Annotated in this window: 12 protein-coding genes; 8 read left to right on the top strand and 4 right to left on the bottom strand. The window is 60.8% G+C overall.

Features of this window, described 5'->3' with window-relative positions:
• The first annotated feature begins 54 nt into the window (after positions 1-54).
• On the top strand, positions 55-1,512 hold the full coding sequence (locus HMPREF2875_RS02425) for a DNA polymerase IV (RefSeq protein WP_070669967.1): 1,458 nt from the start codon (positions 55-57) through the stop codon (positions 1,510-1,512).
• Here HMPREF2875_RS02425 and HMPREF2875_RS02420 read toward each other — a convergent pair.
• Entirely contained in the window at positions 1,509-2,429 is a 921-nt protein-coding gene (locus HMPREF2875_RS02420) for an asparaginase (protein WP_070669905.1), read from the bottom strand. The genes HMPREF2875_RS02425 and HMPREF2875_RS02420 overlap by 4 nt on opposite strands.
• A gap of 105 nt (positions 2,430-2,534) precedes the next feature.
• Between HMPREF2875_RS02420 and HMPREF2875_RS02415 the strand changes: the two genes are divergently transcribed.
• Positions 2,535-3,164, top strand: a complete 630-nt coding sequence (locus HMPREF2875_RS02415) for a WKL family lipoprotein (protein ID WP_070669904.1) — start codon at positions 2,535-2,537, stop codon at positions 3,162-3,164.
• Between the two features lie 123 nt (positions 3,165-3,287).
• Here the strand turns inward: HMPREF2875_RS02415 and HMPREF2875_RS02410 are convergent, their stop codons facing one another.
• Entirely contained in the window at positions 3,288-4,235 is a 948-nt protein-coding gene (locus tag HMPREF2875_RS02410) for a DUF6263 family protein (protein WP_070669903.1), read from the bottom strand.
• A gap of 32 nt (positions 4,236-4,267) precedes the next feature.
• On the opposite strand from HMPREF2875_RS02410, the gene lspA reads away from it, so the two are divergent.
• From lspA to HMPREF2875_RS02390, 4 genes are read left to right on the top strand one after another with little or no spacing between them, the layout of a single operon-like run.
• On the top strand, positions 4,268-4,771 hold the full coding sequence (gene lspA, locus HMPREF2875_RS02405) for a signal peptidase II (protein ID WP_070669902.1): 504 nt from the start codon (positions 4,268-4,270) through the stop codon (positions 4,769-4,771).
• Complete coding sequence (locus HMPREF2875_RS02400) at positions 4,764-5,687, top strand: RluA family pseudouridine synthase (protein WP_070669901.1); 924 nt, start codon at positions 4,764-4,766, stop codon at positions 5,685-5,687. The genes lspA and HMPREF2875_RS02400 overlap by 8 nt, the downstream gene beginning before the upstream one ends.
• Positions 5,684-6,280, top strand: a complete 597-nt coding sequence (locus HMPREF2875_RS02395; RefSeq protein ID WP_070669900.1) for a hypothetical protein — start codon at positions 5,684-5,686, stop codon at positions 6,278-6,280. Before HMPREF2875_RS02400 ends, HMPREF2875_RS02395 begins: the two co-directional genes overlap by 4 nt.
• A 6-nt stretch (positions 6,281-6,286) precedes the next feature.
• Positions 6,287-6,571 carry a permease gene (locus HMPREF2875_RS02390; RefSeq protein ID WP_246817015.1) on the top strand — a complete coding sequence of 95 codons (285 nt, stop codon included), beginning with the start codon at positions 6,287-6,289 and terminating at the stop codon, positions 6,569-6,571.
• Between the two features lie 15 nt (positions 6,572-6,586).
• Here the strand turns inward: HMPREF2875_RS02390 and rarD are convergent, their stop codons facing one another.
• Positions 6,587-7,492 carry an EamA family transporter RarD gene (gene rarD, locus HMPREF2875_RS02385; protein ID WP_070669899.1) on the bottom strand — a complete coding sequence of 302 codons (906 nt, stop codon included), beginning with the start codon at positions 7,490-7,492 and terminating at the stop codon, positions 6,587-6,589.
• A 64-nt stretch (positions 7,493-7,556) separates the two neighbouring features.
• Here rarD and dnaE point away from each other — a divergent pair, with 64 nt between their 5' ends.
• Positions 7,557-11,132, top strand: coding sequence for a DNA polymerase III subunit alpha (gene dnaE / locus HMPREF2875_RS02380; protein ID WP_070669898.1), 3,576 nt, complete (start codon positions 7,557-7,559; stop codon positions 11,130-11,132).
• Positions 11,133-11,218: 86 nt separating this feature from the next.
• Complete coding sequence (locus HMPREF2875_RS02375) at positions 11,219-12,415, top strand: cobalamin-independent methionine synthase II family protein (RefSeq protein WP_070669897.1); 1,197 nt, start codon at positions 11,219-11,221, stop codon at positions 12,413-12,415.
• 94 nt (positions 12,416-12,509) lie between these two features.
• On the opposite strand, the gene HMPREF2875_RS02370 is transcribed toward HMPREF2875_RS02375, so the two are convergent.
• Entirely contained in the window at positions 12,510-13,244 is a 735-nt protein-coding gene (locus HMPREF2875_RS02370; RefSeq protein ID WP_070669896.1) for a hypothetical protein, read from the bottom strand.
• Positions 13,245-13,254: the final 10 nt, after the last annotated feature.

Below are 13,254 nucleotides of genomic sequence, written 5' to 3'. Positions count from 1 at the left end.
AATAAAGAAACATGAATAATGGGTTACCCGCGCGCGGTGTTTACACTGGAGCACATGCAACGCTGGGTCCTTCACATCGACATGGATGCTTTCTTTGCCTCCGTGGAACAGTTGACCCGGCCCACGCTGCGAGGCCGCCCAGTGCTGGTGGGCGGCGCGGGTGGGCGCGGCGTGGTGGCTGGAGCTTCTTACGAAGCCCGTGAATATGGTGCGCATTCCGCCATGCCCATGTTCCGCGCCCAGCAGCTGGTGGGCTACCAGGCCGTGGTGGTGACGCCGCGTCGAGCAGTGTATTCGGCGGCCTCACGCCGAGTCTTTGGCATCATCGCTGACCATGCGGGGCTCATTGAACAGCTCTCCATTGACGAAGCATTTATGGAACCGGCCGCACTGGTAGGCGCCGCGCCTGACGACGTCCACGAGTGGGCCGAGAACCTACGCCGTGTTATCCGCGAGGAAACAGGCCTACCCAGCTCTATCGGTGCGGGGGCGGGAAAACAAGCGGCGAAGATCGCCTCTGGGGAAGCGAAGCCGGATGGCACCTTTGTCGTGCCGCAGGAACGATTCGATGAACTTATCCACCCCTTGCCCGTGGGCAAGCTGTGGGGAGCAGGACCGGTGACGCAGCAGAAGCTCGCGGCCATCGGAGTAGACACCATTGGGCAGCTCGCGGCCATGAGCCGCAAAGAGGTGGAAATTTCCCTTGGTGGAGTGGTGGGCGTGCAGCTATGGCAGCTGGCGCAAGGCAGCGATGAGCGGCCTGTAGCTCCGCGCGCGATTTCCAAGCAGATTTCCACGGAGTTTACCTACCCCACGGACTTGCGCACGGTGCCGGAGGTGGATGCTGCGTTGACGCGGGCAGCAGAAGGTGCGCACCGCCGCTTGCTCAAGGATGGGCGGGGCGCTCGTACCGTGACAGTGAAATTGCGGATGGCGGATTTCCACATTGAGTCGCGCTCAGCCACCTTGCCCTATGCCACCGACGATCTAGAAATCCTCAAGGCGCGAGCGTTGAGTTTGGCGCGCTATCCCGACGAGCTAGGGCCCATTCGCTTGGTTGGCGTGAGCTATTCGGGATTGGAAACTGCCCGCCAAGACGTTCTTTTCCCAGAGCTGGACCGCGAAGTCGTGCGCCCAGCTCCGGATACGGACTACGAGACCGGAGTCAGCGACCACCTGCCCGGCGTGCCTGACACTGAAACAGAGACCGGCGCAGAGGCGGAATCGCTCAGGGACGCTGGGCCGGACTCGACGCAGCGCTGGCACGCTACTCAGGACGTCTATCATCCGGAGTATGGCCACGGCTGGATTCAAGGCACGGGGCACGGTGTGGTCAGTGTGCGGTTTGAAACGCGGGCGACGGGGCCGGGATTTGTCCGCTCCTTTGCTGCTGAAGATGAAGAACTGAGACCAGCCGATCCGCTGGATTCGCTGGCGTGGGAGGACATCCCGATGGAGGCAGACGCGGAGTCCGATGATGCGGAGGAAGAAGCACCGGCTGGAGACAGCTAGCTCGCGGTATACGTCGTGGCCTGCGGCGCGGAGCTAAACATGTCGGCCACCGGGGTGCCGGTAGCTAATGCTGCGGCGAGCAGAATACGGGCTTGGCCGGCGCGGAATCCGCCGGATGCTACCGCGCCCATCTCGCCCAAGGTAGCACCACCACCTGCGCCGCCATAGGCCAGCTTGGTCGTTCCATAGGGAGTGCGGGTGCTGATCACCACCGGCACTCCAGCCTGCAGCGCGCGGGCCACCCCGGCGCCCATTTCTTCGCCCATGTTGCCCGAGCCCATAGCTTCGATGACGAGGCCTTTGGTGTGGTTGAGGGAGGCGTCGACAAGCAGGGCGCCGGCACCCGGGTAGGCGGCGATGATCTCAACTGGGTGCTCCGCCAAGGACGCTAGGGGAAGCGGCGGCACGGCAGAGTCACCTACCGCCAGCTCCTCAAAGCCATTGAGATGCGAGGTGTGCCATTTGCGGGCACGCCGGCCGGGGATGGTCTTTCCCCCAAACTGAACCCACACACCAGGCTTGCCAGAGCGCAGAATGTCGTAGGCATCACGCAGGTTGCGCGGGCCATCGCCCTCTGGATGATCGAAGGCGCGCTGCGCGCCCGTGAGAACGATGGGGCCATCGCCTAAGTCAAACAGGGACAAAGCCAGCGCGGTTTCCTCCATCGAATCCGTGCCGTGAGTAATGAGCACGCCCTCAATGCCCGGGCGGGCAAGCTGTGTGCGCACGCAGAGCAGCAGCTCATCGAGATCAGCCAGCGTAACTGAGCTGGAATCCAGTGCGCGGAATTCCACGACCTCGATGTCGTTGCCCAGGGAGTCAGCCAGCTGTTGGCCGCTAACAGTGGGGACGAGGGAACCGTCAGCAATGGTGGTGCAGGCAATTGTGCCGCCGGTGGCGATGAGCGCGAAAGTCATTCCACCAGGGTACTTCAGGCGCAACGCTGCGCGGGAAACACAGGCTGGTGTGCGTGAGCGCTAGAGTGAAAGAGATTAACCACGACCCCTACGTGAGGAGTATCTGTGAAATCCATCAAGCTGAGCGCCGCCATCCTGGCCTTGGGCGCTAGCACCGCCCTCGTTGCCTGCTCGTCTTCGGACGAAGACTCGGCGAATTCCAGCAGCGCCGCAAAGCCTACCGGTGAGACCTCTGCTTCCCAGGTAGTCTCCACCGAGATGCCGTCCGTGGAACAACTCAACGAGATCCTGGCGAAGGCTTCTGACCCGAACGTGCCGCAGGAAGAGAAGGTTCAGCTGGTCCAGGGCAGTGAGTCGGCGCCGGAGCTTTTCGACGTCATGTCTCAGTCCCAGGCCGAATCCGGCGCCACCTTTGAGGTCGTTGCCCCGGTCATCCCAGGCTTGGTGCCGGATTCTGCGCTGGCTACCGTCCACATCAATACCCCAGATGGCCAGCAGCAGACCGCCGATCAGGTGGAGTTCATCAACGATGGCGGTACGTGGAAGCTGTCCCAGACGTGGGCCTGTGTCCTTGTGACCAATATTGTGCCGCCGGAAGAGGTTCCGGAGATGTGTGCCGATTCCGCAGCAGAGGCGCCTGCCGGTGGCGGTGCTGAAGGCGAGATGCCAGCCGAGGGCGACGCCCCCGCCGATGCCGCCGACGCCCCCGCCGAAGGCGAGGCTCCAGCGCAGTAAGGTACTCGCGGAGCACGGTCCGTGCATGGTAGCTGCGAGGAGCGCGCCTCGAAAGCTCAAGCGCCCAGTCAGTCCTGGTAGGAAACCGGGGCCGACGGGCGCTTTTTGCGTAGGGAGGAGCGTTTAGTCGGTGGAAAAGTCCATCTCGGTAGCGCTGGTCTGCAGGACACGCAGGTCCGAGCCTTCTGCGCCATAGGAGATGACGGTGGTGATGGAGACGTCGCCAGCCGTCGGCAGCGGTTTGGTCAGATCCACGGTGACGGTGCCCTCGGACTGGGTTTTGGTGTCGAGGACCTTGAGTTCCTTGTCCTGGAGCTCTTCAGGGGCGTCGGCGCCGTCGAAGGACAGCGCGCCCAAGGACGGGCGCTGTTCCACAGAGACACTAAGCGTTGCCACATCGCCGTCGAGCTTGTCCAAGGTGTACGTGGTGGTCTGCAACAGCGTGGACTCACCAGTGACGCGAGACTCCACCGTCCACTCCGCGCCGGGACCGATCTCTTCTTCAGGGAAGACAATGGGCAGGGACGTCAGGCTGGTAATTGCGCGCTCCACGGCACTGCGCGCCTCATCAGTGGCTGCTTGCGGCGCGGCGAGGCGCAGCGAGTTCATTTGGCCGGTATCGGTGCCGCGCCAACCAAACTGGAAACCTTCAGCAGACTCCACATCAGCACCTTCTGCTTCGGGTTTACCCACGGTGACGAAGGCATTGCGGCTCGCCGGCAGCTGGCCTTCGACGTTTTCGGTAGCCGCCTCCACGGAGGCCTGCAGCGGGAGGGTGACTTTATCGGTGGCTTCGGGCGCAGTGCCCTCGCTGCCATCTTTGCGCAGCTCCTGGTCAAAGCCAGTGGCGACGGTGTAGGTCAGGGACTGCTCGGAATCAAGGTCCTGATAGGCCAGCACGCGGCCGGTGCCGTCACCAGGGGAGTGGACGGTGACGCGAGGGGCGTCGAGAGGCAAGCCCACGGGTTCTTCCACCGGCTTGGCCGGTTGGGAATAGGAACAGCCAGCAAGAGTGCCGGTCAAGGCCACGGCTGCAGCGGACAAAACTGAAACGACTCTCACACGAAACACGCATTCCAAAATACCGGATGGGGCTGTTTAGAATGGAACGGGTGAAGGCAAGGAGATATATCGGAACAATGGCCGCGGTGGTGCTGGGAGTAGCTGTCGTGGACCAAGCAGTGAAGCAACTGATGCTGTCGATCCTTACCGAAGGCGAAGCGCTGCCGGTGATTGGTGACTGGTTCCGCTTCTATCTCCTTTTTAACCCCGGTGCGGCTTTCTCCATGGGAGGGGAGGGCTCGACGTGGCTGTTTACCACCATCCAGCTGGCCTTCGTCGTCGGTGTTGCTGTCGCTGCACCGAGAATTCATGACAAGTGGCAGGCGGTAGGCTTGGCCATGATTGCGGGCGGTGCGCTGGGTAATTTTATTGACCGCCTGGTGCGCGAGCCGGGATTCTGGTTTGGACACGTGGTGGATTACATTTCCGTCGGCAACTTCGCCGTCTTTAACATCGCGGATGCCTCAATCACGTGTGGTGTGGTGGTGTTTATCATCGCGATGTTCATGGCAGAGCGGAAGGAGGCACACGAGTCTGATGCGTGAAAGTCGTAGGTTGCCGGTACCTGAGGGCCTTGAGGGTATGCGTGCCGATGCTGCTTTGGCCAAGCTCTTGGGTGTTTCCCGGGCCAAGGTGGCGGAGCTGTGCGCGGCAGGGGACGTGGAGATCGACGGCGTGGCGGTGGGCAAGTCCGAGCGGCTGAGCGCCGGCGGCTGGATTGACGTCATGATGCCGGCGCCGGAAGAACCGCTGGTACCCAAAGAGGAGCTGGTGGAGGGCATGGATGTCCTCTACGAGGATGAGGACATCATCTGCGTGTTCAAACCCGTCGGCGTAGCCGCGCACCCAACGTTGGGGTGGGAAGGGCCGACCGTGATCGGCGGGCTTCGTGCGGCGGGCTATGCGCTTGCCGACGCCGGACCTACCGAACGCAAGGGCATTGTGCACCGCCTCGACGTGGGTACCTCCGGTGTCATGGTGGTCGCCGCCAGCGAGCGCGCCTACTCCCAGCTGAAGACCGCCTTCCGCGAGCGGACCGTGGACAAGACCTACCACGCGGTGGTCCAAGGCCTGCCAGATCCGATCGTCGGTACCATTGACGCCCCGATTGGGCGTCATCCGTCGGCGGGCTGGAAGTTCGCCGTGGTGGAAGACGGCAAGCCGGCGGTTACTCACTACAAGCTGCTGGAGGCCTTCCGCGAGGCCAGCCTGTTGGAGGTCCACCTCGAGACTGGCCGCACACACCAGATCCGCGTCCACATGTCCGCCACCGGACATCCCTGCGTGGGTGATCCGATGTATGGCTGCGACCCGAACCTGGCTAAGCGCGTTGGCCTTATCCGGCAATGGCTCCATGCGGTGTCCTTGGGCTTTACCCACCCGGGCACCGGCAAATGGTTTGAGTGCACCGCGCCGTACCCGGAGGATCTTGAGCACGCAGTAGAGGTCTTGCGCGGATGACGGGGAAACGCTCCACTCGCCAGCGTATTTATCGCCGCCGTCGCATCGCAGCCTATGTGTTGCTCGCGGCGACAGCGCTGCTCGTGGTTCTCGCCTTTGGCATGTTTGGTACGCAGCCAAGCACCGCGCTCCAGGGAGACCAGCTAGGCCCAGACGGCTCCGAGACTGCCGCCGAGTACCGTGAGCGCGCCGAAGCGTCGCTGGCCCAAGCCGATGAGCCGACGTATGCGCTCGTGGGGTTCCACTCGGCGCTGTCACCGGAGGACACCGCTGAGGTACTGAGCCCAGCGCAGCGCATGGATGCCATCATCATCGGACTGGCCGCCCCCGTAGCAGTCCCGGAACCCACAGCGGGTAAAAACCGCGCTGATGTCATTACTACCGTCCTTCAACGCGTGGCTCACACTGCCGGCGATGGTGGCGAGACTCCAAAGCAGGTGGATGCCGCGGTGGTCTATTCCAGCGGCGCTGAATTGCGAGCCCTAGCTTCCGACCCTCGCGTAAAGACAGTGGAAGCCGCGCCTGCCGACGCCGCCTGGGGTTCCTTCGGCGTGCGCCCACCTTCCAACGCCCAACAACGAGCACACCAGTAAGGAGCGATGATGCGACTATTCCCTAAGACCTCAACCTGGCCTGCCAACTACCGCTTCGCCTACATCCTTGTATGGGCAGGAGCCATCATCACAGTCCTCGCCGCCATCGCGCTAGCACTCTTGGGCAGCGATGGGCTGACGCTGGGCATCATGATTGTTGTGGCCCTCTACTGCATCGCCATGGCCGTGCTTATGCCGAGATGGGCGCTCAACGGCCAAGAGGAAGCCGCCAAGCGGGCCCGAGCCAAGGAAGCCCGTGACGAGCTGCGCCGGGTGAAGAAGCAGAAGTAGGCGCGCTACAGCCTTCTAGGCGGCAGTCTCTTCGGTGCGGGGGTGCGGGGAGTGGAGGCGGGCGCGGCGTCGGGAAGCGCGGCCCATCCGCACCAAATCCGCCAGGTAAATGATGACCGCTACCCAAATAATAATGAAGCCGATCCAACGCTCAGTCGGCATCTCCTCCTGGGTGACGAAGACCGCCCACAGCATCTGCATAATCGGCGTCATGTACTGCAGCATGCCGATGGTGGATAGGCGCAGATGCTTAGCGCCCTGTGCAAAGCAGAGCAGCGGCAGGGCAGTCACCAGTCCGGAGGTAACGAGCAGCGCCATGTGGCCAGGGCCTTCACTAGAGAAGGTGGATTCGCCCTGGACCTGTAGGTATCCCAGGTACATGAGTGCAAAGGGCAGCATGACGATGGTTTCCGCGGCCACGGAGCCCATGGAAGAAACCGAAATCTGTTTCTTGAACAGACCATAAAGCGCGAAACTAAAGGCGAGGGCCAGCGAATAATAGGGCGCCTGGCCGGTCATAAACGTCAGCCACAGGACCGCCACGAAGGCAATGCTGACCGACGCCACCTGTGCCTTCGTCAGTGTCTCCTTGAGGAAAATAATGCCCAAGGCCACTGAGACGAGCGGGTTGATGAAATAGCCCAGTGCGGCGTCTGCCACGTGGTCGCTGTTGACCGCGATGACGTACGTACCCCAGTTGATGGTGATGGTAATACCGCAGCCCAGCATCCAGCCCCACGTGCGCAGGCTCATCTCTTTGAGCTCACGCCAGCCGCCGGTCACCACCAGCATGAGGGTGACGAGCACCGCAGTCCACACAATGCGGTGCGCGAGGATTTCAAACGGACTGGCGGGGCGCAGAAGCGGGAAGAACGCCGGGAAAAAGCCCCACATGAGATAAGCGGCAATAGTGTAGAACATCACAGAAAAATGTACAGGACGTTGAGTAATCCGGGAAGTTTGACGGCCCCGCTAAGATGACCGCATGGCCAAAAACTCATCCTTCGTCCACCTGCACAACCACACCGAGTTTTCCATGCTGGACGGCATGGCAAAGGTGGATATGTTGGCGGATGAGGTGGTCCGCCAAGGCATGCCCGCCGTCGGCATGACAGATCACGGCAACATGTACGGCTCCAATGCCTTTTACCAGAGGATGACGAGCGCAGGCGTCAAACCCATCATCGGCATTGAGGCCTATCTCGCGCCGGAGTCGCGTTTCAATAAAAAGCGCGTGCTGTGGGGAACGCCGGATCAAAAGCGCGATGATGTTTCTGCCTCCGGTGCCTACCTGCACCAGACCATGCTGGCGGAAAATGAAACAGGTCTGCGCAACCTGTTTAAGCTCTCCTCGCTTGCCTCCTACGAAGGCCAGCTGGGCAAGTGGCCGCGTATGGATGCCGAGCTTATCGCTGAGCATGCTGAGGGCATTATCGCGACCACCGGCTGCCCCTCCGGCGATGTCCAAACCAGGCTTCGTCTAGGCCAGTTCAATGAGGCCCTCGAGGCCGCTGCGATGTGGCAGGACATCTACGGCAAGGACAACTTCTTCTTGGAGCTCATGGACCATGGGCTGGATATCGAGAAGCGCACGCGTGATGGTCTGTTGGAGATTGGTCGCAAGCTGGACCTGCCGCCGCTGGTGACCAATGACTGCCACTACGTGCTGGAGTCTCAAGCCCCAGCGCATGAGGCCATGCTGTGCGTGCAGACGGGCAAGACCTTTATGGACCCGGACCGCTTCAAATTCGACGGCACCGGCTACTACATCAAGTCCGCCCAACAGATGCGTGAGCTGTGGGACCACATGGTCCCTGAAGCGTGCGATAATACGCTGTGGATTGCGGAGCGTGTCCAAGACTACGGCGCCATTTGGGAAGAACATACCCACGACCGCATGCCGATTGCCGACGTCCCCGAGGGCCACACCCCAACCTCGTGGCTGACCCACGAGGTCATGGAGGGCCTTAAGGATCGTTTCAACGGCGGGGATGTGCCGCAGGAGTACATCGACCGCGCTGAGTATGAAATCAGCGTCATCGATATGAAGGGCTACCCTTCTTACTTTCTCATCGTGGCCGAGCTCATCAAACACGCGCGGTCCATCGGTATTCGCGTGGGCCCGGGCCGTGGTTCGGCAGCCGGTGCGCTCGTGGCATATGCGCTGACGATTACCAACATTGACCCCATCGAGCACGGCCTCCTCTTCGAGCGATTCTTGAACCCGGAGCGCCCCTCCGCACCGGATATCGATATCGACTTCGATGACCGCCGCCGCGGCGAAATGATTACCTACGCTGCTGAGCGCTGGGGCGAGGACAAGGTTGCCCAGGTGATTACCTTCGGCACTGTGAAGACCAAGCAGGCCATTAAGGACTCCGCCAAGGTGCACTTTGGCCAGCCGGGCTTCCAGATGGCCGACCGCATCAACGGCGCGTTGCCGCCCGCCATTATGGCCAAGGATATTCCGCTGGCTGGTATTACCGATCCGGAGCACGAGCGCTACTCGGAGGCCACCGAGGTCCGCCAGATGATTGAGACTGACCCGGACGTCAAGAAGATTTATGAGACCGCGCGTGGTCTTGAGGGCGTCGTCAGGCAGGCCGGTGTGCATGCCTGTGCGGTGATTATGGCTTCGGTCCGCCTCATGGACCACATTCCGATGTGGAAGCGCCCAGCCGACGGCGCCTACATCACCGGCTGGGACTACCCCGCCTGTGAGGCTATTGGCCTGCTGAAGATGGACTTTCTGGGCCTTCGCAACCTCACCGTGATTGGTGACTGCCTAGAGAACATCAAGAAAAACCGCGGCGAAGAAATCGGGCTGGAGGAACTCCATGCCGATGACCCGAAGGTATCTAAGGTCTATGACCTGCTCTCACGCGGCGATACTCTGGGCGTGTTCCAGCTCGACTCGGGCGGCATGCAGGAGCTGCTCAAGCGCATGAAGCCGACAGGTTTCAAGGATATTGTCGCGTCGCTGGCGCTCTACCGTCCGGGCCCGATGGGCGTGAATGCTCACTGGGATTACGCGGACCGCAAGAATGGGCGTAAGGAAATTACGCCGATTCACCCAGAGCTGGAAGAGCCGCTCAAGGAAATCCTCGATGAGACCTACGGCCTTATCGTCTACCAGGAGCAGATCATGCGTATCTCGCAGAAGGTGGCGAACTACACCGCCGGCGAGGCAGACGGCTTCCGCAAGGCCATGGGTAAGAAGAAGCCGGAAGTCCTGGCTCAGCAGTACGACAAGTTCTGGGGCGGTATGAAGGACAACGGCTACTCCAAGGAGGCCATGGATGCGCTGTGGGGCACGATTGAGCCTTTCGCTTCTTACGCGTTTAACAAGTCTCACGCCGCGGGCTACGGCTTGGTGTCTTTCTGGACGGCCTACCTCAAGGCCTACTATGCCCCGGAGTACATGGCAGCGCTTCTGACGTCGGTGGGTGACAAGAAGGATAAGTCCGCTATCTACCTTGCCGATTGCCGCCACCTTGGCATCCGCGTGCTGTCCCCAGACGTCAATGAGTCCCAAGAAACCTTCCAGGCAGTGGGGGACGATATTCGCTTTGGCATGGGCGCTATCCGCAATGTCGGTGGGGAAGTGGTCGATTCCATCGTGAAGACCCGCCGGGAGAAAGGCGCATATACGTCCTTCTCTGACTATTTGGACAAAATCGAGCTAGCAGCCTGCTCCAAGCGCGTGACGGAGTCCCTCATCAAGGCCGGCGCTTTCGACTCCTTGGAGCACCCACGCAAGGGCCTTATGCTCATTCACGAGGACGCAGTGGACTCCGTTCAGACCACGAAGAAGGCAGCTGATAAGGGCCAGTTCGACCTTTTCGCCGGCTTCGGTGGCGGCGACGAGCAAGGCGATTCTGGCTCCGCCTTTGCTATTGACGTCCCCGATGAGAATTGGGATCGCAAGCACGAGCTGGCTCTAGAGCGTGAGATGCTGGGCCTCTACGTCTCCGGCCACCCGCTCGACGGTTTCGAGGAAGCGCTCGATGCACAGACCGATACGCCGATTACCAAAATTCTTAACGGTGAAGTCGGCAACGGGCAGGAGCTGGTGATTGGCGGCATCATCTCGGGCGTGGACAGGCGTTTTTCCAAGCGCGATGGTTCTCCATGGGCCATCGTCAGCATGGAGGATCATAACGGCGCTCAGGTAGATATCCTCGTGTTCAACCAGGTGTACTCGCTGGTGGCTCCGCAGATTGCGGAAGACAACATCATCTTGGCCAAGGTTCAGGTGAAGATTCGTGATGAGCGCATGTCTCTCTTCTGTTCCGATATTAAGGTGCCAGACTTGGGCCCCGGCAATGGAGCGGGCCTGCCGCTGCGCTTGACCATGCGCACGGACCAGTGCACGATGGAAAACATTGCCAAGCTCAAGCAGGTACTGGTCAATAACAAGGGTGAGTCCGACGTGTACCTCACGCTTGTCGACGGTGAAGAGTCCACCATGATGGTCCTCGGTGAGCATTTGCGTGTGGAGCGCTCGAGCAACCTTATGGGTGACCTCAAGGCCACGATGGGGGCCGGCATCCTCGGGTGAATTTAAGTTGAATCGAGATCCCATGGGAACCAGGCTCCTGGGTTACTCTAGACAGCATAGTCTAGAAGAAAGGAAGCCTGTTTCCCATGGTGAACAAGATTCGCACCACCCACGTCGGCTCGCTGCCTCGCACGAAGGAGCTGTTGGAGGCTAACCTCGAGCGCTCTGCCGGCACCATCTCTGACGAGAAGTTTCACGACATCCTGGAGCGCTCCGTAGCGGATGTGGTGAAGCGCCAGATTGATCTCGGCATCGACATCATCAACGAGGGCGAATACGGACACATTACTTCCGGCGCTGTGGACTACGGTGCGTGGTGGAACTACTCTTTTACCCGCCTGGGTGGTCTGACCATGACGGACAAGGACCGCTGGGAAATCGGTGACAAGGTTCGTTCCGAGCCGGGTAAGATTCGCCTTTCCTCGATGAAGGATCGCCGCGACCGTGCGCTGTTTTCTGAGGCCTACAATGACCCGGATTCGGGCATCTTCACCGGCCGCAAGAAGGTAGCTAACCCGGAATTCACCGGTCCGGTAACCTACATTGGCCAGGAGCAGGTTGAGGCGGACGTCAAGTTGCTTGCCGACGCCCTCCCCGAAGGCACCGAAGGTTTCGTCGCCGCCCTGTCCCCGGGTGCTGCGGCACGCCTTCCCAACAAGTACTACGAGGACGAGTCTGAGCTCGTTCGCGCCTGTGGTGAGGCACTGAAGGTCGAATACAAGGCCATCACGGATGCGGGTCTCACCGTGCAGTTCGATGCGCCGGACCTGGCGGAGGCATGGGATTCTGTAGTGCCGGAGCCAACTGTAAAGGATTTCCAAGCCTTCCTGCACGAGCGTATTGAGATTCTCAACGACTCCATTAAGGATATCCCGCGCGAGCAGACCCGTCTGCACATCTGCTGGGGTTCCTGGCACGGCCCGCACGTCACGGACATTCCGTTCGAGGATATTATTGAGGAGATTCTGCAGGCCAAGGTAGGTGGCTTCTCCTTCGAAGGCGCTTCGCCGCGCCATGCGCACGAGTGGCGCGTGTGGAAGAATCACACGCTGCCGGAGGGAACTGTCATCTACCCAGGCGTGGTCTCGCACTCGACCAACGCTGTGGAGCACCCGCGTCTGGTCGCTGACCGCATCATCCAGTTTGCTGATCTCGTGGGCCCAGAAAACGTCATTTCCTCGACCGACTGTGGCCTAGGCGGCCGCCTGCACCACCAGATTGCGTGGGCCAAGCTCCAGTCCCTCGTTGAGGGAGCAGAGCTTGCGACGAAGGAACTGTTTTAAGTTCTCGTCTCATCGGTCCTGACGGGTCAAAACGAAGGAGGCGCTGCGGAGAAAATCTCGCAGCGCCTCCTTTACTATCCCCATTGGAGCGGGATTAGTCTTCGTCCTTCTCGACTTCTTCCTTCTTCTTGGAGTTATCCCAATAGAAGCCCATGCTCTTGAGGAAGGCACGCAGGCCATTCAGGATAGATGGGTCGAACTCAGCGGCGACGACGAGAACTCGAATACCCACGGAGAGCAATGCCAGTGCACCGCCAACCCAGGCGTAAATCTCCTTGGACTTTTCCGTTGGACGTGCAGACTGAACGAACTCGGGCATCTCGTCCCAGTCCTTCTGCAGCTTCGCTTCCTTTTCTTCCTCAACGCAATCCGGGGTGTCCGGCATACCGGAGGAGCCGTAGCCGTTGAGCACACCGTTGGCCAGCTCCTGCGGGCCCATGAATGACGAACCTGCGGTGCCATCAGCGACGGCAGCCTCGTGGTCCTTACGCGCCTGGTTGACCTGGTCGGCACACTCCTGAGAGAGATCTTTGGTGCTGGTATGGCCAACATTCAGAGAACTTCCCAGAGCCTTGGAAGAATCCTCTGCTGGCTCCTTCGCGGACTCCTCGGCAGCCTTCTTCTCGGATACGTCTTCAGCAGCCTTCTCTTCGGAAGCTTCCTCGGAGGCGTCCTGCGTGGCGGACTCCGGGGAGGCCTCGTCAGCCACGGTAGAGGTGGCTGTCGCGGTCGAGCTGGCAGAGGCGGACGAATCGTCAGCAGCGGCCAGTGGGGTGACCAGTGCCATGGTCGTGGCACAGATGGCGACGAGGGAAGTGGAAAGACGCATATCGAGGGTT

The sequence above is a fragment of the Corynebacterium sp. HMSC078H07 genome, from assembly GCF_001812805.1.
In the GTDB taxonomy this organism is placed as follows: Bacteria; Actinomycetota; Actinomycetes; order Mycobacteriales; family Mycobacteriaceae; genus Corynebacterium.
The sequence above is the reverse complement of the archived record's forward strand: the minus strand, read 5'-3'. Positions and strand labels throughout refer to the sequence as shown.